Genomic DNA, 19,938 nt, shown 5'->3' with positions numbered 1-19,938 from the left:
CGACCCTTCTCGGAGAGGTGGACACTGATGACAACCGCTACCAGCGATGACACGTACACGTTCGACAACGGCGCACCGGACGCCGTCGCGCAGATGCACGCGCTGGAGTCCTTCCTGGATCCGATCACCACACGCCGGCTGGCCGGCCCGGTGCTGCGACAGGGCGCGAGCTGCTGGGAGGTCGGGGCGGGCGGCGGCTCGATGGCCCGGCGGATCGCCCGCGCGGTCGGCGACGACGGCCACGTGCTGGCCACCGACATCGACCCCACCCACCTGGTGGCCGAGGGCAACCTGCGGGTACGCCGGCACGACGTGCGCACCGAACCGCCACCCGGTGACGCGTTCGACCTGATCCACGCCCGGCTGGTGCTGCTGCACCTCCCCGACCGCCGCCGGGTCCTGCGCACCCTCACCGGCGCGCTGGCGCCGGGCGGTTGGCTGGTGGTCGAGGAGTTCGACTGCACCGCGCCGCAGCGGGTGCTCACCGCTCCGACCGACGACGCCGCGAAGCTCTTCGCACAGGTGATGGACGCCATGATGGGTGTCCTGGAGGACCACGGCGCCGACCTGGGTTGGGCGCAGGACGTGCACACCGAGATGGCCCTCGCCGGTCTGACCGACCTGGACACCATCACCCACTCGCAGAGCTGGGCCGGCGGGTCGACCGGAACGTCGCTGTACGAGACCAACTCCCGCCAGTTGGAACCGGACCTGCTGGCCGCCGGGCTGTCGCCCCAGCAACTGAACGCGTTCCGGCGGCTGCTGCGCGACCCCGGGTTCGCCGTCATGTCGTACCACTTCGTCTCCACGCGGGGCCGCCTGCCGAGCTGAGCAGGTGACCCACCGCGCGGAGCGCGGTCGCGCCGTCCGTACCTCTCCCGCCGCAGCACCCCCCAACTGCCGGCCGGACAGCCCGCCGACGCCGCCGACCGCACCGGCCGGGCTCCCCGCGAGGGAGCCCGGCCGGCCCGCGCCCGGGGGCAGTCAGAGGGCCGGGGCCCGCTCAGCGGGGGATGGTCTCCTGGTCGGCCAGGACAATCAGGTCGTCGGGGCCGGCCGACAGCGACGCCGTCGCCCCGTCTAGCCACACGAGATAACCCACCGGCGGACCTGACCGACCCCACCGGGCACCGATGATCGTGGCCGACTCCCCGTGGTGTGGCGGCGGAAGCAGGCGTACCCGGGTGCCCGGCGCGTGTCCGTCGTCGGCGACGATGAGCAGCGCGTCGAGGATCTGCCGGGCACCGGCGACCGGCAGCCCCCCAACGTACGGCTCGCCCGCGTGTCCCAGACGCGGCGTCATCATCGTGCCCAACAGCGCGGTCTGCCGGATCGCCTCCTGGCGGACCTGCCCGTCCACGCTCCGTTCGGCGGTGGCCAGCGCCCTCTGGATGCGCGACCAGAGGGCCGTGGGCTCCTGGTCGAGCAGGCGGCGGGCCTCGCGGTCGATGTCGGCGCAGGCCGTGTCGAGCGCGGTGTCCTCGGCGAGTTCCGCGATCCAGGCGAGGTCCCCCACCTCGGGCAGCAACCCTGGCGACTCCGCCACGACCACGATGTACAGCATCGCGAGCAGTTCCTCGCGGCCCTCGCCGTGATAGAGCGAGCCGACTCCGCTGCCCGTACGCCCACGGCTGGGCGGGAACCGCTCGACGAGGTGCCGCGCGCGGCCGTGTGGCAGGATCGCGGCCCGCCTGCTGTCCGACACCCGTTCCGCGAACGACCGCCGCTCACGACGTTCGACGAGCAGTTGGCGATGCGGGTCGAACCCGATCGGATAGATCGTCCGCCCGTACCTGGAAAGGGTTTCGCCGGGCCGGAGGCCGACCGACTCCAGTTGCCGGGCGGCCTCCGAGTAGGCGACGCCGGCCCGGGCGGCATGTTCGCGGATGGCGCGCTTGCGGGCGCGTCCCGGGGCCGGGGTCCGTCGGGGGGTGGAATCAGACATGACGCCTCCGGTGCAGCCCCACGCACTCCACCGAACAGGCGGCGCGACCGGCACGCCGGGAGTCGACAGATCGGCGCGGAGTCGGAGACTCTTGGCCCCGGGCATGCGGTTGGGCGTGGGCCACCACATCGGGCGCTGGCAGGCGCTCTGCCGTGGTCAGCATATCGTGCCGCCGACCGTCGGCGTGGCGGTGCACGCCCCGGCCGCCCTCACCCGCCGCGCCCGTGTCAGCCCGTGTCGGTGACGTGTCAGGGCGGTGTCAGCCGGCCCGCGCAGACTCCGCGCATGACAGCTGACCTGGTGATCGAGGCCGAGGGCCTCGTGAAGACATTCGGGAAGACGAGGGCGCTTCAGGGCGTGGACCTCGCCGTACCCCGCGGGACGGTGCTCGGGGTGCTCGGCCCCAACGGCGCCGGCAAGACCACCGCCGTGCGCATCCTCTCCACCCTGCTCACCCCGGACGGCGGAACCGCCCGGATCAGCGGTTTCGACGTGGTCCGGGACGCCGAGCGGGTTCGGCAGAGCATCGGCCTCACCGGCCAGTACGCCTCGGTCGACGAGGACCTGACCGGCCGGCAGAACCTGGAGCTGTTCGGCACCCTGCTGGAGCTGGGCCGCTCGGGTGCCCGGCGACGGGCCGCCGAACTGCTCGGCTGGTTCGACCTGACCGACGCCGCGAACCGGCCGGCGAAGACCTACTCCGGCGGCATGCGGCGGCGGCTGGACCTGGCCGCCAGCCTGGTCGGCTCCCCCGACGTGATCTTCCTGGACGAGCCGACGACCGGGCTCGACCCGGCCAAGCGCGAGGACATGTGGGACGTGGTCCGGTCGCTTGTCAACAACGGCTCGACGGTGCTGCTCACCACCCAGTACCTGGAGGAGGCCGACGCGCTCGCCGACGCGATCACGGTGATCGACCACGGCCGGGTCATCGCGCACGACACCCCGGAAGGGCTCAAGCGGGTGGTCGGCGGGCAGACCCTGGAGGTCCGCCCGTCCGACCCGGCGCACCTGCCCCGTACCGCGGAGATCCTGACCCGGGTCGGTTCCGGCGCGCAGGCCGACGAGATCCGCAAGGGCGTGCTCGCGGTGCCGGTCAGCGACGACGCGGCCCTGACCGAGAGCGTCGCGCGGTTCGCCACCGCCGGCATCGCCGTCACCGAACTCTCCCTGCACCTGCCGAGCCTCGACGAGGTGTTCTTCACCCTCACCGGGCGTACGGCGTCCGACGACGACACCACCCGCCCCACGGAGGTCGCGGCATGAGCACCCTCACCGACACCGCGCCCACGACCCGCCGCGGGCTGTCGACGACGGCTGCGAACCCGCGGCCGTTGCGGCTGGTCCGGCACTCGTTGGCGCTCGCGAAACGCAGCCTCATCAAGACCTGGCGTACGCCCGAGGCGCTCATCGACGTCACGTTGCAGCCGGTGCTGTTCCTCGTCATCTTCGTGTACATCTTCGGCGGCGCGGTCGCCGGCTCGACCCACGACTACCTGCAGTTCCTGCTGCCCGGCATCCTGGCGCAGACCATCGCCACCGGCGCCATCGCGATCGGCGTCAACCTCAACACCGACATCGCCAAGGGCATCTTCGACCGGTTCCGGTCGTTGCCCATCCCCCGCTCCGCGCCACTTGTCGGCGCGGTCCTCGGCGACGTCGTCAGGTACGTCATCGTCACCGTGTCGACCCTCGCGATCGGCTACGTGATGGGTTTCCGGATCGAGACCGACCCGTTCCGGGCGGTCGCCGGGTGTCTGCTCGCGGTGCTGTTCGCGCTCTGCCTGAGCTGGTTGCCGGTGCTGGTGTCGATGAAGGTGCGCACGCCGGGCGCCGTCCAGGGTCTGATGTTCGCGCTGATCATGCCGCTGAGCTTCGCGTCGAACGTGTTCGTCGACGCGGACACCCTGCCGGGCTGGATGCGGACGTTCGTGGACGTCAACCCGATGACCCACCTGGTGGCGTCGGTACGCGGGCTGTTCCTCGGCACCCCGCTCGGCTCACACGTGTGGTGGACGCTCGCCTGGTGCGCCGGCTTCGTGGCGCTGTTCATGCCGCTGGCGCTGCGGGCGTACCGCAGGAAGATCTGAGTCAGGCGAGCAGGTCGTCCATCAGTTCGCGGATCCGGTTGATGGCCGCGGCGGGCGGCCGCTCGCGCCACCCGGCCAGCAACGGCTCGCGCTGCTCCTCGTCCCCGAGGATGGCGTTGAGCCGTTCGCTGCTCCCGGTGGGGAAGAACATCTCGATGTGGGTGCCGATCCGCTTGGCGAGTACGGCCAGTTCGCGGGCGGTGTCCACGCCGCCCCGGTACGCCGCGAGTTCCGCGCCGCCCGACGCCCACGCCCCGATCACCGGCAGGTCCCGTGAGGTCAGCGCGTCGTCACGGGTGAGCGACAGCATCGCGGTCGCCTGGACGGCCGGGTCGTCACCCGGCACCGGTCGCGCCTCGGCCACCCGCAGGCAGAGGACGGCCGCCGCCGCCCGGAGCATCGCCCGCGGCTGTGGCTGCGGCCCGGCCCAGCCGGCGAGGATGCGGGTCATCTCGTCGACGTGGCTGAGCGCCTCGTCGTAGCGCCCGCGCTGCCAGGCGAGGTGCGCCAGGCCGAGCAACGCCTGCGCGGCGTCCATCTGCTCGGCCTGGCCGGGTGTGGCGGTCTCGCCCAGTCGCCGTTCCGCCTCCGCGTCGCCGGTGAGGGCGAGCTGCACGTCCAGCCGGAGCCGGATCGACCGCGCGTCCTGCGCGGCGCCGACCAGTTCCATGTGGTGCACGCTGCGCGTCAGCCACTCGGCCGACCGGGCGTCTCCGCCCGGGACCAGGAACTGCCCGACGGCGCCCGCCGCCATCGCCATGCCCCAGTGGTCGCCGACCACCTCGAAGCGGTGGTACGCCTGCTCGGCGTCACTGATCGACGCCTCCGGCTGGCCGCCGTTCTCGCGTACCGCCGCGCGCGCGAACAACCCGAGCCCCTGCACGTACGGGTCCGGGTGGGCGACCAGCTCGGTCGCGTTCTTCAGGCTCTGCTCCAGGTCGGACGTGTCGAAGCCGGGCAGCGCCGCCGCGAGGGCGGTCAACCGGGAAGACACCTCGGCGGGTCGTTCGGCCTGGACCAACCGCAGGGCCCGGCGGGCGAGCACGGCGGGCCGCAGGTCGGCGCTGATACCGGCGTTCACGCTGATCACCACGCATGTCCAGGCCAGCCGGTCGGCGTTGGGCAGTGGCCGACCGCTGGCCGCACCCCGCAGGATCGCCGACCGCAGCCGCCGCCGCGGGTCGTCGATGTGCAGCAGTCCGCGCGCCCAGCCCAGGACCTCAAGGTGCAGGCCGCGCACCGACCAGAGGTGGAACAGCGCGGTGGCGACGTCGACCGAGGCGGGCTCGTCGTCCTCCCGCATCGCCCAGCGCAGGCCCGCGACCAGGTTGTCCTGCTCGGCGGCGCACCGGTGCAACGCCTCCACCTGGTCGGGTCCGATGAAGCGGCCGGCGAGCGCGACGGCCTGTTCCCGTGCCCAGCCGACCAGGCCGGCCATGGCCCGGCCCCGGTCACCGGCCGCGTCCAGCCGGGCCTCGCCGTACTCACGGACCGTTTCGAGCATCCGGTAGCGGGGCGGACCGTCCCCCTCGACCAGGGTCAACAGGGACTGCTCCACAAGGGTCGCCAGGCCGCGACGGACGTCCGGGACCTGGGCGACGGCGGCGGCGAGGTCGGCGGTGAACGGCGCGGGAATGACAGCGACCCGCTGGAGCAGGTCGCGGTCGTCGTCGGCGAGCAGTTCCCGGCTCCAGTCGACCAGCGCCCACAGGCTCGCGTGCCGCTCGGGTAGACCCCGCAGGGCGTCGTCGAGCAACGCGAACCGGTTGGTCAGCCCGGCGAGCACGTCGTCGATCGGCATGTGCCGCAGTCGCGCGGCGGCCAGTTCGAGCGCCAACGGCAGGTTGTCGAGCCGGTGGCACAGGACGAGCGCCCGTTCGGTGTCCCAGGTGGGCACGGCGCCGCCGGCCCGTGCCCGCGACTCGACGAGCGCGAGCGCGTCGGGGTCCGGCAGCGCGGTCAGCCGGTGCACCAACTCGCCGACCAGGCCCAGTGGGGCGCGGCTCGTCGCGAGCACCGCGACCTCCGGCGAGGCGGCGGCCACCAGGTCCGCGACGACGGCGGCCACCGCGTCGAGCACATGCTCGCAGTTGTCCAGCACCAGCAACCCGTCCAGGTCCGGCGCGACGGCGCGCAGCCGCTCCCCGGGGTTGAGGACCCGACGTTCCAGGCCCAGGTTGCCGCCGGTCGCCGTGGTGTCCGCGCCACCGAGCGCGGCGAGCACAGTGGGCAGCACCTCGTCCGGAGAGCGCAGGCCGGCGAGTTCGATCACGCGTACCGCCCGCCCGGCCGCCGCCGTACGCCTCGCCACCTCGGCGGCGAGCCGGGTCTTGCCCGCCCCTCCGGTCGCCACGATCGTCACGACGGGTGCCTCGGTGAGGGCGCCCGTGATGGTCTCGACGTCCCCCTCCCGCCCGACGAGGGCGGCCATCGGACGACGCCACGCGGCGGGCAGCGTGATCCGCGCCGGTTGCCGGGGTGGCGTGGCGGCGGGCGGGGCGGTGAGTTCCCCGCGCAGCAACGCCAGGTGCACGGCGGTGATCACCGGTGACGGGTCGGTGCCGTACCGGTCGGCCAGGTCGGCGCGCAGCCGCTCGACCAGCTCCAGCGCCTCCGCCTCCCGCCCCTGGGCGGCCAGCACCCGCACGAGCAGGGCGGCGGACGGCTCGTCCGGTGGCGTACGCGCGACGAGCCGGCCCAGGTCGGCCTCGTCGAACGGGCCCACGCCGGCGAGTGCCGCCTCGGCGCGCAGCGCGGCGACGTCGGCGAACAGGCGGGTGTCCTCGACGCCGACCAACTCCGGCACCTCGGGGAACAGGGCACGGGCCTGATCGGCCAGGCCCCGGGCGGCCCGGACGTCACCGCACCGGAGCACGGTGCGCGCCTGGTCGGTGAGCGCGCGCGCCTCGACCGCGTCGACGGTGATCTCCTCGGCGGGCAACCGGTATCCGCCCGGCACCGCGACCACTGGCAAGCCGAGGCGGCGTACCCGGGACACGAGCGCCTGGACGGCACCTGTCGCGTCGTCGGGTGGCGCGCCGTCCCAGACGGCGTCCACGAGCAGGGTGACGGAGACCGCCCGCCCGCGCGCGTCGACGAGCGCGCGGAGCACCGCCGCGAGCCGTTCACCCCGAACGGGCTGGCCGTCGACGGCGAGGGGGCCGAGGGTCGCGATCTGCACGGACCCAGCATCCCCCACGGGCGCACGGGCCCGGTGACCACCGGTGCGCCCGGCTGGTCACGCGCCCACGACCGGCTTGACAGGCGATCGTTTGGTTAGGTTAGCCTAACCTCATGCAGAACGAGTTGGCGTCGGCCAACGGGGATCGCCGCCTGTCCGGCGTCGGCCTCCGACTGGGTTATCACGGTGTGCCGGTGGTGCACGGTGCCGTGATCGACCTCCGCGAGGGCGCCGTCACCGCACTCGTGGGGCCCAACGGCAGCGGCAAGTCCACCCTGCTGCGGGCCCTGGCCCGGCTGCACCCGATCGAGGCCGGCACGGTGCACCTCGCCGACGGCGTCACCGCCGCCGGTCTCGCCGCCCGGGAGTTCGCCCGGCGGGTCACCCTGCTCGCCCAGAGCCGGCCGGTGCCCAGCGGGGTCACCGTCCGCGACGTCGTCGGCTACGGCCGCCACCCCTACCGGGGGCGCTGGCGCACGGAGGACCCGGACGGTCCCGCCGCCATCGCACGCGCCATGGACGTCACCGGCGTCGCCACGATGGCCGATCGCCCGGTCGACGAACTGTCCGGAGGCGAGTTGCAGCGGGTGTGGTTGGCCACCTGCCTCGCCCAGGACACCCCGGTTCTGCTCCTCGACGAGCCCACCACGTTCCTCGACCTGCGCTACCAGGTGGAGATCCTCGACCTGGTCCGTGACCTCGCGGACGATCACGGCGTCGCCGTCGGCGTCGTGCTGCACGACCTCAACCAGGCCGCCGCGGTGGCGGACGAGGTGGTCCTGTTGCACCAGGGCCGGGTCCGCGCCACCGGCACCCCGGCCACCGTGTTCACCGAGGACGCCCTCACCGAGACCTACGGCATCCGCATAGAGGTGACCACCGATCCGGTCAGCGGACTGGTCACCACCCGCCCCGTCGGGCGGCACCAGATCCGCGCCCTGGTCTGAACACCCCTCATCCCCAGCAGAGAAAGACCGTCATGACCCGTACCCGTTTCACCGCCCTCATCGCCGTCGTGGCCGCGCTGACACTCGGCGCCTGCGGCACCACCGAGAACGCCGCCGACCCCGAGGCCTCCGCTCCGGCGTCCGGTGGCCCGGTCACCGTCACCGACAGCCGGGGTAAGGAGATCACCCTCAAGGCGCCGGCGACGAAGGTCGTCGGCCTGGAGTGGGGCGAGGTCGAACTGCTGGTCAGCCTGGGCGTCATGCCCGTCGGCGTCGCCGACCCCAAGGGCTACGGCACCTGGGTCACCTCCGCGAAGCTCGACCCGAACGTCAAGGACGTCGGCGTCCGCGGCGAACCCAGCGTCGACTCGATCGTCGCCCTCCAGCCCGACCTCGTCGTAATGGAGGACGACCGGGGCGGCACCATCGTCAGTCAGCTGGAGAAGTTCGTGCCCGTCCTGGTCGCCAAGGGCAGTGACGCCACCGACAACCTCGGCCGGATGCGCAGCGACCTCAACATGATCGCGAAGGCCGTCGGCAAGACCACCGAGGCGCAGAAGCTGCTCGCCGACTTCGACACGGCCATCGCCGACGGCAAGAAGAAGATCGCCGACGCGGGGGCCGCCGGCCGTCCGTTCGCCATCGCCGACGGCTGGAAGGAGGGCAGCACCGTCAGCATCCGGATGTTCGGCGAGGGCGCGCTGGTCTCCCAGATCGGCATCCAGCTCGGCCTCACCAACGCCTGGACCGGCAAGACCGACGAGGTGTGGGGCCTGGGCCAGACCGACGTCGAGGGCATGACCGTCCTCAAGGACCCGAACACGCACCTGTTCTACAACGCCTCCGACGGCGAGGACGTGTTCGCCGACGGGCTCGCCGGCAACGCCATCTGGACGTCGCTGCCCTTCGTCAAGCAGGGCAACCTGCACAAGATGCCCAACGGCATCTGGACCTTCGGCGGTCCGCTCTCCGGCAAGCAGTACATCGACGAACTCGTCAAGACGTACGCGGTGTGAGCGTGCTGAACGCGCCCCCACGTCCGGAGCCGGCCACCCGGCCGGCTCCGGGCGGCCGCCCGGCCGTGCCCCGCGTCGCCGGTGTCTTCGTCGCCGCGGTCCTGCTGCTGCTCGTGGTCGCCGCGGTGCACCTCACCCAGGGCACCTCGAACGTCGGCGCCCTCGACCTGCTGCGGCTCGCCACCGGCGCCGACGACGAGGCGGCCCGCGTCCTGGTCGCCTCCCGGTTGCCCCGGCTGCTCGCCGGGCTGGCCATCGGGGTGGCGCTCGGTTTCGCCGGGGCGGCGTTGCAGTCGATCGCCCGCAACCCGCTGGCCTCCCCCGACACCCTCGCTGTCAACGCGGGCGCCCACCTGGCGATCGTCTCGTTCGCCGCGTTCGGCGTCTCGCTGCCCGCGCTGCCCGCCGGTGGTCTCGCCTTCTGCGGCGGGCTGGCCGCCGCCGGTCTGGTGATGGCGATGTCCTCCGGTGGGCAGGCCGGCACCACCCGACTGATCCTCGCCGGCTCGGCGACCGCGCTGGCGCTCGGGTCGGTGACGACACTGCTGCTGCTCCTGTTCGAGCAGGCCACCATCGGGCTGTTCGCCTGGGGCAACGGCTCGCTGGTGCAGAGCGACCTGACCTCGCTGACCCAACTCGCCCCGGTGATCGTCGGCGCCGTCGTCGTGCTCGTGCTGCTCGGGCACCGCCTCGACATCCTCGCCCTCGGCGACGACACCGCCACAGTGCTCGGCCTCGACGTGCGGCGCACCCGGGTCACCGTGCTGGTCCTCGCTGTGCTGCTCTCCGCCGCGGCCGTCACCCTCACCGGCCCGGTCGGCTTCGTCGGCCTGTGCGCCCCGGTGATCGTCCGGCTGCTCGCGCCGGTGGTGCCGGGGGTACACCGGCACCGCGTCCTGCTGCCGCTGTCCGGCATCGCCGGGGTCATCATCGTGCTCGGCTCCGACGTGCTGCTGCGGGCCGTGCTGGGCGGGCAGGCCGGTGTCGACATCCCCACCGGCGTGGTCACCACGGTGCTCGGCGCGGCGATCCTCATCTGGCTGGCCCGCCGGCACCGCGACGCGGGTCCCACCCGTCGTCCGCCCGGTGGGCACGCGGCGGTCCGCTCCGCCGCCTTCCACCGCGGCGTCGTCGCCGTCACCGCCGTCCTGACCGTCGCCGCCGTCACCGTCGGCATGCTCGCCGGGGACACCTGGGTGCTGCTCGGCGACGTGCTCAACTGGGTCAACGGCAGCACCGGGCCGGCGTACACCTTCGTGCTGGACCAGCGGTGGCCGCGCGTCGCCGCAGCGGTCCTGGCCGGCGCGGCGCTCGCGGTCGCCGGCACCACGGTGCAGGCGGTCTGCCGCAACCCGCTGGCCGAACCGGGCATCCTCGGCATCACCGCCGGGGCCGGTCTCGGGGCGGTCGGGCTGCTCACCTTCGTGCCGTTGGCCGGCGTGTGGGCCGTCTCCGGCGTCGCCGGGCTCGGCGCGATGGTGGCGTTCGCGCTGGTCTACGGCCTGGCCTGGCGCGGCGGGCTGAGCTCCGACCGGCTGGTGCTGATCGGCTTCGGCGCCTGGCAGGGCGGCCTGGCGGTCATCACCTACCTGGTCGTCGCCTTCGACCCGTGGAACACCGGGAAGGCGTTGACCTGGCTGTCCGGCTCCACCTACGGCCGGATGCCCGCCCAGGTGCTGCCGGTGCTGATCGCCCTGCTGGTGTTCACCCCGGCCGTGGTCGCCGCCCGGCGGGAACTCGACCTGATGGCGCTGGACGACGACACCCCCCGGGTGCTGGGCGTACGCCTGGAACGCACCCGGTTGATCGCGCTCGGCGCGGCGGCGCTGCTCACCTCCACCGCCGTCTCGGCCGTCGGGGTCATCGGCTTCGTCGGCCTGGTCGCCCCGCACGCCGCGCGGGCGCTCGTCGGCGGCCGACACTCCCGGGTGCTCCCGGTGGCCGCCCTGCTCGGCGCGGCGCTGGTCAGCATCGCCGACACCCTCGGCCGGACGGTCATCGCTCCGGCCCAGATCCCCGCCGGCCTGGTCACCGCCATGATCGGCACCCCGTACTTCATCTGGCTGCTGTGGCGCTCCCGCGCCGTGGCGAGCACCCGGTAGCACGCCCACCCGAGTCGAGAGAGGCACCATGACCGAGACCCTGCCCATCGCCCCGTGGCGCGTGTTCACCGTCACCGTCCGCGCGGTACGCCGACTCAGCCCGTCCTTCACCCGGGTGACCTTCACCGGGGCGGACCTGGACCGTTTCGCCGACAACGGCTATGACCAGCGGATCAAGTTGGCGCTGCCACTGGCCGGTCAGCGCGGAGCGACCCTGCCCCACGGCGCGGACTGGTACGCGCAGTGGCGGGCCCTGCCGGAGCACCTGCGCAACCCGATCCGTACCTACACGGTGCGGGCGGTCCGACCACACCTGGCCGAGGTCGACGTCGACCTGGTGCTGCACGGCGACGGTGGCCCGGCGACGCGCTGGGCTCGGCGGGCCACCGTCGGCGACGAGATCGCACTCGTCGGGCCGGACGCCGGCTACGACGGCAACCACGGCGGGGTCGAGTTCCGGCAGTCGGCCGGCAGCACCCTGCTGTTGGCCGGGGACGAGACCGCCGTGCCGGCGATCAGCGGCATCTGCGCCCGGCTCCCGGTGGACGCGCGCGGCACTGTCGTGCTGGAGGTGCCGGCCGCGGCCGACGTGTTGCCGCTGGTCGCGCCGCCCGGCGTGGAGGTCCGCTGGCTGCCCCGGGGCACCGACGGGTACGGCAGCCGGCTGGTGCCCGCCGTCGTCGCCGCGGCCGGGGAGCTGCTGGCCAGCGACGCGTCGAGGGCCGCCCAGCCCGTGCCGGACGTGGACGTGGACACGGAGATCCTGTGGGAGGTGCCGGAGGAGGTGCCGCCGGTGCCGCTGTACGCGTGGCTGGCCGGGGAGGCCGGCGTCATCCGTACCCTGCGCCGGCACCTGGTCGCCGATCGGGGGCTGGACCGGCGGGCGGTGGCCTTCATGGGCTACTGGCGTCTCGGCCAGGCCGACGTCAGCTGACCGCGCCGCGCACCGGCCGGGCAGGCGCGAGGTGCGTCGGAGGCCGTGGGGCGCGTACCGTTTCGGGTCGGACTTGGGGCGGGCCGGCTGGAGCCGGCACGGGATACGGGACGAGACAACGACGCATGACGGTGGACAACATTACCGAAAACGGTCAGAACGGTATTGACCGGAGCCGGCTGGAGGCCTGCCTCAGCGTCTTCGACGAGTTGGAGGCACTTCCCTCCGACCATCCCGACGTGGTGCGGGTGCAGCGGGCCACCGCCCGGCTCTACAAGGTGATCAAGCAGCGGCGGCGGGAGGAGCGGCGCGACGCCATCCTCGCCGCCGACCGGGCGGTGACGGAGGCCACCGCCACCGGCGCTCCGGGGCGGATCGACGACGAGACGCAGGGCATTCCGTTGGCGTCCTCGGTGGCGGGCGAGACGGCGGGCTTCCTGCACAACCCGCGAGGCTGCTACGTCTGCAAACAGCGCTACCGCCAGGTGGACGCGTTCTACCACCAGCTGTGCCCGTCCTGCGCCGCGCTCAACCGGGAGCGCCGCGACGCCCGTACCGACCTGACCGGCCGGCGCGCGCTGCTCACCGGCGGACGCGCCAAGATCGGCATGTACATCGCGCTGCGGCTGCTGCGCGACGGCGCGCACACGACGGTGACGACCCGGTTCCCGCACGACGCGGTCCGCCGCTTCACCGCGATGCCCGACAGCGGGGACTGGCTGCACCGGCTGCGCATCGTCGGGATCGACCTGCGTGACCCCGCCCAGGTGATCGCCCTCGCCGACGATGTCAGCAGCCAGGGCCCCCTCGACATCCTGATCAACAACGCGGCGCAGACCGTCCGCCGGTCCCCCGGGGCGTACGCGCAGCTGATCGCCGCGGAGGCGGCGGCCCTGCCGGACGGTCCGCTGCCGGAGCTGATCACGTTCGCCAAGCCGGACGGCCCGGGCGGCCCGGTGGGCAGCCTGACCGCCGGGCCACAGTCGACGGCGCTCACCCCGCACGCGCTCACCGCGCTGGCACTGACCAGCGGCTCGGCCTCACCGGACCGGATCGCGGCGTCCACGGCCATCGACGCCGGCGGGCTCGTGCCCGACCTCGACTCGGTCAACAGCTGGGTCCAGCGGGTGCAGGAGGTGGACCCGGTCGAGCTGCTGGAAGTGCAGCTGTGCAACGTCACCGCACCGTTCGTGCTGGTCAGCCGGCTGCGCCCGGCGATGGCCGCCGCGCCGGCCCGCCGCAAGTACGTGGTGAACGTGTCGGCCATGGAGGGCCAGTTCGGCCGCGGTTACAAGGGGCCGGGGCACCCGCACACCAACATGGCCAAGGCGGCGCTGAACATGCTGACCCGCACCAGCGCCGAGGAGATGCTGACCGACGGCATCCTGATGACCAGCGTCGACACCGGCTGGATCACCGACGAACGCCCGCACCCGACGAAGATGCGGCTGGCCGACGAGGGCTTCCACGCCCCGCTGGACCTGGTCGACGGCGCGGCCCGGGTGTACGACCCGATCGTCCGCGGCGAGCAGGGCGAGGACCTGTACGGCTGTTTCCTGAAGGACTACGCGCCCTGCGCCTGGTGATCGACCGATGATCGCCTCTGCACCATGAGGAGAAGAGACATGTCAGCTGACAGTGCGTCGTGGCCGACGCTTGACGAGCTGCTGCGCGAGGAGAGCGAGCTGGAGCTCGCGGGCCTGTCCGAGACCGACGCGTACGAGCTGGGGATGCTCGCCGTCACCGCCGCCACCGAGCAGCGGCTGCCGGTCTCGGTGGGCGTGTGGCGGGCCGGGCGGCAGCTGTTCCACTGTGGTCTGCCGGGGTCGACGGCGGACAACGACGCGTGGCTGCGCCGCAAGGGGCGGGTGGTGATGCGGTTCGAGCACTCCTCGCTCTACATGGCCCGGCTGTGCCAGGACAAGCAGGTGACGCTGGCCGAGCGGTTCGGCCTGCCGGCCTCGCGGTACGCGGCTGCCGGGGGCGCGGTGCCGCTGCGGGTGCGCGGCACCGGTGTGGTGGGCTGGGTCGGTGTCTCCGGGCTGCCGCAGCTGGACGACCACCGCTTCGTGGTCGACATCCTCCGCAAACTGCCCCGCTAGGGCTGTCCCGGCGGCCTCTCGACGAGGCCGCCGGGCATCGTTCAGCGGCCTCTCGACGAGGCCGCCGGGCACCGTTCAGCGGGCGCGACGGTTGGCCCGCAGTGCGCCCAGCAGCACGCTCGGGCGGGCCAGTGAGCTGGGGTGCTCGCGCATGGAGACGACGTCGTTGAACCGTCGCGCGGTCGGCACGTCGGTGACTGTCGCGGCGATGACCTGCCTGCTGGCCCAGCTGGCGAGCCGGTGGCCGCGCGGGTAGGGCCCGTCGACGTGGGGCAACGCCAGGTCCGCCGAGGTCGACAGTGACCAGGCGGCGTCGACCACGACCTTCTGGAGCGCGAGGTAGTGGCGCGCGGGCGCCCGCAGGTCCGGGTGGGACCGGAGGTACGTCGACAGGCACGCCGCGTGCAGGGCCGCCGCCGTCATGCCCTGCCCGTACACCGGGTTGAACGACGCGACCGCGTCGCCGACGCTGATCAGGCCGGCCGGGAACCGCTTGAGCGCGTGGAAGTCCCGTCGCCGGCTGTCGGCGTGGTGGTAGGTCTGGACGTCGCCGATCATCTCCTGGTCGGCGACGTCGCCGAACTCCGGTGGGAACTGCTCCCGCAGGCGGCGGACGAAGTCCTGCGCGGTGCGGCCCGGACGGTTGTCGCCGTAACCGGCCATCATGGCCATCCACCGGCCGTCCTCGATGGCGAAGAACGCCGCCCCGGCCACGTCCAGGCCCGTTCCCGGCGTGTTCAGGGCCAGCACGACGGTGGAGGCCGGGGTGGGCTCCGGACGACGGAACAGGGCTGTCGCGTAGTTGAGGTGCACCGTCATCCGCCGGGTGACCGGTCGCTGCCAGTCGGCCCGCTCCAGCCAGTCGGACAGTTTGCTGGACCGCCCCATGGCGTCCACCACGAGGTCGCCGCGCTCGACACCGGGCACCTTGGCGACCTCGCACCGGACCCCGGTGACCGCGTCGTCGTCGAACGTGAGGCCGGTCGCGCGGGCGGTGATCGTCTTGACGTTGGGCAGTCGGAGCACCTGCTGGCGGATCAGGCCCTCCAGCAGCGGCCGACTGCCCGCCAGGCTGTCGGCGTCGTCGGGGACGACGACCTTCAGCCGCCCGTCGAGGTAGTTGCGTCGGGCCGTGGGCGGTGCCTCGATCGCGCCGCGTGCCAGTGCCTCGTCGCGGAAACCGGGAAACAGCCGCTCCAGCTGGAAGAGGCCGCCGGGCAGCAGCGCGTGCAGCTGCGTCCCCTGGGGTACGCCGGGACGCGCGCCGGTCACCTGCGGGTCGTCCCGGTCGATGATGACGACGGTGTCGGCGTGGTCGGACAGCACCCGGGCGGCGAGCAGACCGGCGACGCTGCCGCCGATCACGACGGCCCTTCCCATCGTCGGTGCCGGCTGGTCAGGGGGTCGAGCCGCGTTCAGCTCAGCGAAGACCCGGGATGGGGAGAGGGACATCGTGCTCTCCAAGGGGGTAACGAGGTGTGTGCCCTCCCCGGTCACTGCCCGCGTCCGTGCGCGGGGCAGGCCGGTGGACGGTCGTTCGACGTGATGCCCGCCGATCGTCGCACAGCCGCCCGAACAGCAACCGGCTGTGTCCGCCAGATGACCGCCTGTTGACTGATGAGCCGGGAAGTGTCGACGTTCGGACGGGTCAGCTGGCGCGCCCGAGAGCCCACTGTCACGATCTCCGGCATGCCCATTGCGCGTCGCACTCTACTCGGGGCCGGCCTGGCCGCCGCGACCTCCACCCTCACCGGTTGCGGCGACAACGGTGCGCCCAACCCCGGTTCGGCCGGCCCTGGCGTCGCGGCGACCGGGACGGGCGCCAGCGGCACCCGAGTCGGATTTGGTCCGGCGGGAGTCCTCGAGTCGCCGCCCAGCGCACCTGACGCACCGGTCGGCGGCAACCCACCAACCCGTCAGGCCCGCTACGCGCAGGACGTGACCGCGCTGCTTCGGCGACACCTGCCCGCCACACCGCAGACGTTCCAGCACAAGGGTTTCCCCGGTGCGGTCGCTCTCGTCCGGGTGGACGGAAAGATGACTGTGCACACCGCGGTCGGCGAGGCGCTGCGCTACGGCGCGGGCCCGAAGTTGCTGACGGCGAGCCAGCGCGTCGCGATGCGCCCCGACTCCATTTTCGACCTCGCCTCGGTCACCAAGGTGTACACGGCCATCCTGCTGCTGCAGCAGGTCGACAAGGGGAAGGTCGACCTCGGCGCTCCGGTGCGTGACTACCTGCCGGGCTTCACCGGCACGGGCAAGGAGCAGATCACTGTCGAGATGCTGCTCACCCACACCAGCGGCCTCCCCGTCGGCGCCAAGGTCACCGGCCTGCCCGACAACACGGCCCGGTGGAACGCCGTACTCAGCACGCCGCTGGTCTCCGGCGTCGTGCCCGGCAACACGTTCCGCTATTCCAGCGTCGGGCTCATGGTCGCCGGCAAGATCGTCGAGAAGGTCACCGGCCAGCGGCTGGACCAGGCGCTCCGGACCAACCTCACCAGCCCGCTCGGCCTGCGCGACACCGGCTTCAACCCGAACAGCTGGCTGTCGGCCGCCGCGAAGGCCAGCCGGCTGGTCGCCACCGACGCCCGCTCGTCGCGAGGGCTGCTCCGTGGCGTCGTCCACGACGACGTCGCCAACCACCTCGGCGGCATCGCTGGCCACGCGGGCATCTTCGCCTCCGCTGCCGATCTCGCGGCCATCGGTCAGCTGCTCCTCAACGAGGGCACCTACCAGGGCAAGCGGATCCTGACCGCGGCGACCGTGCGTCGGATGCTCAGCAACCACAACGCCGGCAAACCCGCCATCGACCCTGAGCGACCCAACCGGACCTCGGCACACGGCCTCGGGGTCGTCCTCAACCAGAGCTGGTTCATGGGGAGGCTCGCCTCGGCCCGGACCTTCGGCCACACCGGGTTCGCCGGCCCCTCGCTGCTGGTCGCGCCGGACCGCAAACTCGTCCTGGCGCTGCTCACCAACCGCGCGCACCCCAACTGGAGCTGGTCGAACCCGGACCCGGTCCGTGCCGCCGTCGGCGACCTGCTCGCCGCGAAGGTCAGCTGACCGGAAGGCGTGGACCGTCGCGCCGCCGACGGCGTCACCGGTGCCACGCTTGAGGTCTACTGGAAGTCGAGCACCGACCGGGTGACGGTCACCGTTGGCGACTTCTGACGGCGTCCCCCGGGGCGGCCCGGCCACCTCGACCCGCGAGGGTGGACGGGATCCGCCCGGGGGGCGTCAGACGGTGGCCGGGACGCGCACCCGCTGTCGTCGCCCGACGGCGAAGCTGACCAGCCCCAGCACCAACCCGACGACCGCCAGGACGACGCCCACCCGGGCCGGCGCGAGGTAACCGAGGCCGGCGGCGATGGCGACGCTGCCCAGGGCGGCGCCGAGGCTGTTCGCGATGTTCATTGCCGACTGGTTGAGCGCCGCGCCCATCAACTGCGCTCCCGGTGCGACGGTGATCAGGCGCGCCTGGAGGACCGGACCGAGATAGAGGCTGGTCGCGCCGACCAGGAACGCGCCCACGAACAGACCGACGGGGGTCGACGCCACGAGGCTGAACACGGCGATGCTCACGATCATCGCCACGAAGCCGATGACCATGCTGCGCCGCAGGTCGCGGTCCGCCAACCAACCGCCCAGGGCGTTGCCGACGGTCATCCCGAGACCCACCGCCACCAGGGCCCACGGCACCGTCGCGGCGGAGAGACCGGTGACGTCGGTGGTGACCGGCGCGATGTAGGTGTTCACCGCGAAGAAGCCGGCGAAACCGACCGCGCCGGTCGCGGCGACCAGCCAGACCTGCGAGGTCCGCAGCGCCCGCAGCTCGGCCGCCGGCGAGCCGTCGACCGCCGCGGCGACCTCCGGCACGACCGCCAGCACCGCCAGCAGGGTGAGCAGGAAGAAGCCGGCGATGACCAGGTACGCGACCCGCCAGCCGGCCGCCTGCCCGAGCCGCGTGATGAGGGGTACGCCGACCAGGTTGCTCACGGTCAGGCCACCGAGCACTGTGGCGAACCCACGCGCCTCGTTGCCGGGGCCCATCAGTGTCGCCGCGAGCAGACCGGCCGCACCGAAGTACGCGCCGTGCGGCAGCGCCGCCGCGAACCGGGCCACCAGCACCAGGTCGAAGGTGGGGGCGATCGCGGAGGCGACGGTGCCGACGGCGAACAGCACGAGCAGCCCGAGGACGAGCTTCTTGCGGGGCAGGCGCGCGCTCAACGCGGCGATCAGCGGCGCGCCGACGACCACACCGAGCGCGTACGCGGTGATCATCCAGCCGGCGCGGGCGACCGCGTCGGACGACGACTGCGCGTACTCGTGCGGAAGCAGACCACGGGCGATGTCGGGCAGCAGCCCCATCGCCACGAACTCGGTCAGGCCGACCGCGACGCCACCCAGTGCCAGCGCGGCCAGTGCCGCCAACCGCCGACCTCTGCTCAACTCGATCACCGAAAAAATTTAGCAACAGCGTTGCGTAATAGGGTGGTGAGATGACTCGCGTCACTGCCGACGTCACCTTCCTACGCGGCTACAACCAGGCACTGGTCATGGCCGTGGGGCGTACCGCCGGCACCTTCGAGCGGGCCACGGTGGTCGAGGCCACCGGCCTGACACCACAGGCGGTCTCCAAGGTCATCGCCCGGCTGGCCGCCGACGGCCTGATCCGCCCCGCCGGTGTCCGACGTCCGGGCATCGGCAAGCCCGCCGTCGTCTACGAACTCGTCCCGGACAGCCGGTACGCCATCGGCGCGCACGTGGCCCGGCGCACACTGCGGCTCGTCCTGGTCGACCTGGCCGGCACCGTGCACCACTCGGCGGTCAGCCCGCTGCCCCGCGACTTCACCCCGGAGCAGCTCCTCGACGCCCTGGCCACCGGCGTCGACACGATGGCCGGCGTCGGCGACCTGCGGGGCCGGCTCACCGGGCTGGGCATCGGCATGATCGGCCCACTCGACCACGCCAACGGCCTGGTCCGCGACGCCCACGGCCTACGGCACTGGCACGACGTACCGCTGCGTGAGATCGCCGAGAAGCACCTGGGCCTCCCCGTCCACCTGGACAAGGACGTCACCGCCGGGATCACGGCGGAGGCCTGGCGGCACGGCGCGACGTTCGGCGACGCGGCCCTCATCATGGTCGAGTCCGGCATCGGTGCGGGCTTCCGGCTGGGCGGCGCGACCCACCGGGGGGCGCACACCAACGCGGGCGAGTTCGGCCACACCGTCGTCGACCTGACCGGGCCCCGCTGCGTCTGCGGCCGGAACGGGTGCCTGGAGATCGTGCACCAGCACGCCGCCGAGGCCGGGGACGTCGCACACGCCGCCCGGGTGCTGGCCGTGGGCGTGGTCAACCTGCTCCAGACCCTCGACCTCGCGCACGTGGTGCTGGCGGGCGCGGACCTCCTCCGGCACCCGCAGACCTACCTCTCGGCGGTCACCGGGGCCGTGCAGGCCGACGCACGGCGCGCGGCCTGGCTCAGCACGAGGGTGACAGTGTCCAGCCTGGGCGCGGACGTGATCGCCGCGGGCGCCGCGATACAGGTCCTCGACCAGCACTACGGCATCCCGGCGCTGGCGGCGGGCTGACCGCCGACCACCGGCGCCGGGAGC

Annotated in this window: 15 protein-coding genes; 11 read left to right on the top strand and 4 right to left on the bottom strand. The window is 73.1% G+C overall.

The genetic code is table 11. The features are described 5' to 3' along the window. Nucleotides 1-27: 27 nt before the first annotated feature. Entirely contained in the window at nt 28-831 is an 804-nt protein-coding gene (locus QCZ28_RS18820) for a class I SAM-dependent methyltransferase (RefSeq protein ID WP_279517879.1), read from the top strand. Nucleotides 832-1,003: 172 nt separating this feature from the next. Here QCZ28_RS18820 and QCZ28_RS18815 read toward each other — a convergent pair whose 3' ends face one another. Continuing rightward, nucleotides 1,004-1,945: a hypothetical protein gene (locus QCZ28_RS18815; RefSeq protein WP_279517878.1), complete on the bottom strand. Its 942-nt coding sequence runs from the start codon at nt 1,943-1,945 to the stop codon at nt 1,004-1,006. A 285-nt stretch (nt 1,946-2,230) separates the two neighbouring features. Here QCZ28_RS18815 and QCZ28_RS18810 point away from each other — a divergent pair, with 285 nt between their 5' ends. Beyond that, nucleotides 2,231-3,211: an ATP-binding cassette domain-containing protein gene (locus tag QCZ28_RS18810; protein ID WP_279517877.1), complete on the top strand. Its 981-nt coding sequence runs from the start codon at nt 2,231-2,233 to the stop codon at nt 3,209-3,211. Further along, nucleotides 3,208-4,035, top strand: a complete 828-nt coding sequence (locus QCZ28_RS18805; protein ID WP_279517876.1) for an ABC transporter permease — start codon at nt 3,208-3,210, stop codon at nt 4,033-4,035. Before QCZ28_RS18810 ends, QCZ28_RS18805 begins: the two co-directional genes overlap by 4 nt. Nucleotide 4,036: 1 nt before the next feature. Here the strand turns inward: QCZ28_RS18805 and QCZ28_RS18800 are convergent, their stop codons facing one another. Then, nucleotides 4,037-7,216: a BTAD domain-containing putative transcriptional regulator gene (locus tag QCZ28_RS18800; protein ID WP_279517875.1), complete on the bottom strand. Its 3,180-nt coding sequence runs from the start codon at nt 7,214-7,216 to the stop codon at nt 4,037-4,039. A gap of 113 nt (nt 7,217-7,329) precedes the next feature. On the opposite strand from QCZ28_RS18800, the gene QCZ28_RS18795 reads away from it, so the two are divergent. From QCZ28_RS18795 to QCZ28_RS18770, 6 genes are all read left to right on the top strand, one after another. Further along, nucleotides 7,330-8,163 carry an ABC transporter ATP-binding protein gene (locus QCZ28_RS18795; RefSeq protein ID WP_279517874.1) on the top strand — a complete coding sequence of 278 codons (834 nt, stop codon included), beginning with the start codon at nt 7,330-7,332 and terminating at the stop codon, nt 8,161-8,163. Between the two features lie 32 nt (nt 8,164-8,195). After that, entirely contained in the window at nt 8,196-9,179 is a 984-nt protein-coding gene (locus QCZ28_RS18790) for an ABC transporter substrate-binding protein (RefSeq protein WP_279517873.1), read from the top strand. A 5-nt stretch (nt 9,180-9,184) separates the two neighbouring features. Further along, entirely contained in the window at nt 9,185-11,281 is a 2,097-nt protein-coding gene (locus QCZ28_RS18785) for an iron ABC transporter permease (RefSeq protein WP_279517948.1), read from the top strand. 28 nt (nt 11,282-11,309) lie between these two features. Then, nucleotides 11,310-12,215, top strand: a complete 906-nt coding sequence (locus tag QCZ28_RS18780) for a siderophore-interacting protein (RefSeq protein WP_279517872.1) — start codon at nt 11,310-11,312, stop codon at nt 12,213-12,215. Nucleotides 12,216-12,340: 125 nt separating this feature from the next. Continuing rightward, nucleotides 12,341-13,801 carry an SDR family NAD(P)-dependent oxidoreductase gene (locus tag QCZ28_RS18775; protein ID WP_279517871.1) on the top strand — a complete coding sequence of 487 codons (1,461 nt, stop codon included), beginning with the start codon at nt 12,341-12,343 and terminating at the stop codon, nt 13,799-13,801. 39 nt (nt 13,802-13,840) lie between these two features. Further along, on the top strand, nt 13,841-14,317 hold the full coding sequence (locus tag QCZ28_RS18770) for a heme-degrading domain-containing protein (protein WP_279517870.1): 477 nt from the start codon (nt 13,841-13,843) through the stop codon (nt 14,315-14,317). A gap of 75 nt (nt 14,318-14,392) precedes the next feature. Here the strand turns inward: QCZ28_RS18770 and QCZ28_RS18765 are convergent, their stop codons facing one another. Beyond that, entirely contained in the window at nt 14,393-15,769 is a 1,377-nt protein-coding gene (locus tag QCZ28_RS18765) for an FAD-dependent oxidoreductase (RefSeq protein ID WP_279517869.1), read from the bottom strand. A 237-nt stretch (nt 15,770-16,006) separates the two neighbouring features. Here QCZ28_RS18765 and QCZ28_RS18760 point away from each other — a divergent pair, with 237 nt between their 5' ends. Then, nucleotides 16,007-17,383 carry a serine hydrolase gene (locus QCZ28_RS18760; protein WP_279517868.1) on the top strand — a complete coding sequence of 459 codons (1,377 nt, stop codon included), beginning with the start codon at nt 16,007-16,009 and terminating at the stop codon, nt 17,381-17,383. A gap of 174 nt (nt 17,384-17,557) precedes the next feature. On the opposite strand, the gene QCZ28_RS18755 is transcribed toward QCZ28_RS18760, so the two are convergent. Next, on the bottom strand, nt 17,558-18,778 hold the full coding sequence (locus QCZ28_RS18755) for an MFS transporter (RefSeq protein WP_279517867.1): 1,221 nt from the start codon (nt 18,776-18,778) through the stop codon (nt 17,558-17,560). 41 nt (nt 18,779-18,819) lie between these two features. Here QCZ28_RS18755 and QCZ28_RS18750 point away from each other — a divergent pair, with 41 nt between their 5' ends. Next, a complete protein-coding gene (locus QCZ28_RS18750) occupies nt 18,820-19,914 on the top strand; it encodes an ROK family protein (protein ID WP_279517866.1) in 1,095 nt (364 codons plus the stop codon). The last annotated feature ends 24 nt before the right edge of the window (nt 19,915-19,938 follow it).

The sequence above is a fragment of the Micromonospora sp. DH14 genome (assembly GCF_029809455.1).
Classification (GTDB): Bacteria; Actinomycetota; Actinomycetes; order Mycobacteriales; family Micromonosporaceae; genus Micromonospora; species Micromonospora parva.
Note: the sequence above shows the minus strand (reverse complement) of the source record. Positions and strands in the feature narration are given on the sequence as shown.

What these genes read in the sequence shown, in the direction of transcription:
- QCZ28_RS18820 (WP_279517879.1), top strand. Translation starts at nt 28, where the DNA reads ATGACAACCGCTACCAGCGATGACACGTACACGTTCGACAACGGCGCA.
- QCZ28_RS18815 (WP_279517878.1), bottom strand. Translation starts at nt 1,945, where the DNA reads ATGTCTGATTCCACCCCCCGACGGACCCCGGCCCCGGGACGCGCCCGC.
- QCZ28_RS18810 (WP_279517877.1), top strand. Translation starts at nt 2,231, where the DNA reads ATGACAGCTGACCTGGTGATCGAGGCCGAGGGCCTCGTGAAGACATTC.
- QCZ28_RS18805 (WP_279517876.1), top strand. Translation starts at nt 3,208, where the DNA reads ATGAGCACCCTCACCGACACCGCGCCCACGACCCGCCGCGGGCTGTCG.
- QCZ28_RS18795 (WP_279517874.1), top strand. Translation starts at nt 7,330, where the DNA reads ATGCAGAACGAGTTGGCGTCGGCCAACGGGGATCGCCGCCTGTCCGGC.
- QCZ28_RS18790 (WP_279517873.1), top strand. Translation starts at nt 8,196, where the DNA reads ATGACCCGTACCCGTTTCACCGCCCTCATCGCCGTCGTGGCCGCGCTG.
- QCZ28_RS18780 (WP_279517872.1), top strand. Translation starts at nt 11,310, where the DNA reads ATGACCGAGACCCTGCCCATCGCCCCGTGGCGCGTGTTCACCGTCACC.
- QCZ28_RS18775 (WP_279517871.1), top strand. Translation starts at nt 12,341, where the DNA reads ATGACGGTGGACAACATTACCGAAAACGGTCAGAACGGTATTGACCGG.
- QCZ28_RS18770 (WP_279517870.1), top strand. Translation starts at nt 13,841, where the DNA reads ATGTCAGCTGACAGTGCGTCGTGGCCGACGCTTGACGAGCTGCTGCGC.
- QCZ28_RS18765 (WP_279517869.1), bottom strand. Translation starts at nt 15,769, where the DNA reads ATGTCCCTCTCCCCATCCCGGGTCTTCGCTGAGCTGAACGCGGCTCGA.
- QCZ28_RS18760 (WP_279517868.1), top strand. Translation starts at nt 16,007, where the DNA reads ATGCCCATTGCGCGTCGCACTCTACTCGGGGCCGGCCTGGCCGCCGCG.
- QCZ28_RS18750 (WP_279517866.1), top strand. Translation starts at nt 18,820, where the DNA reads ATGACTCGCGTCACTGCCGACGTCACCTTCCTACGCGGCTACAACCAG.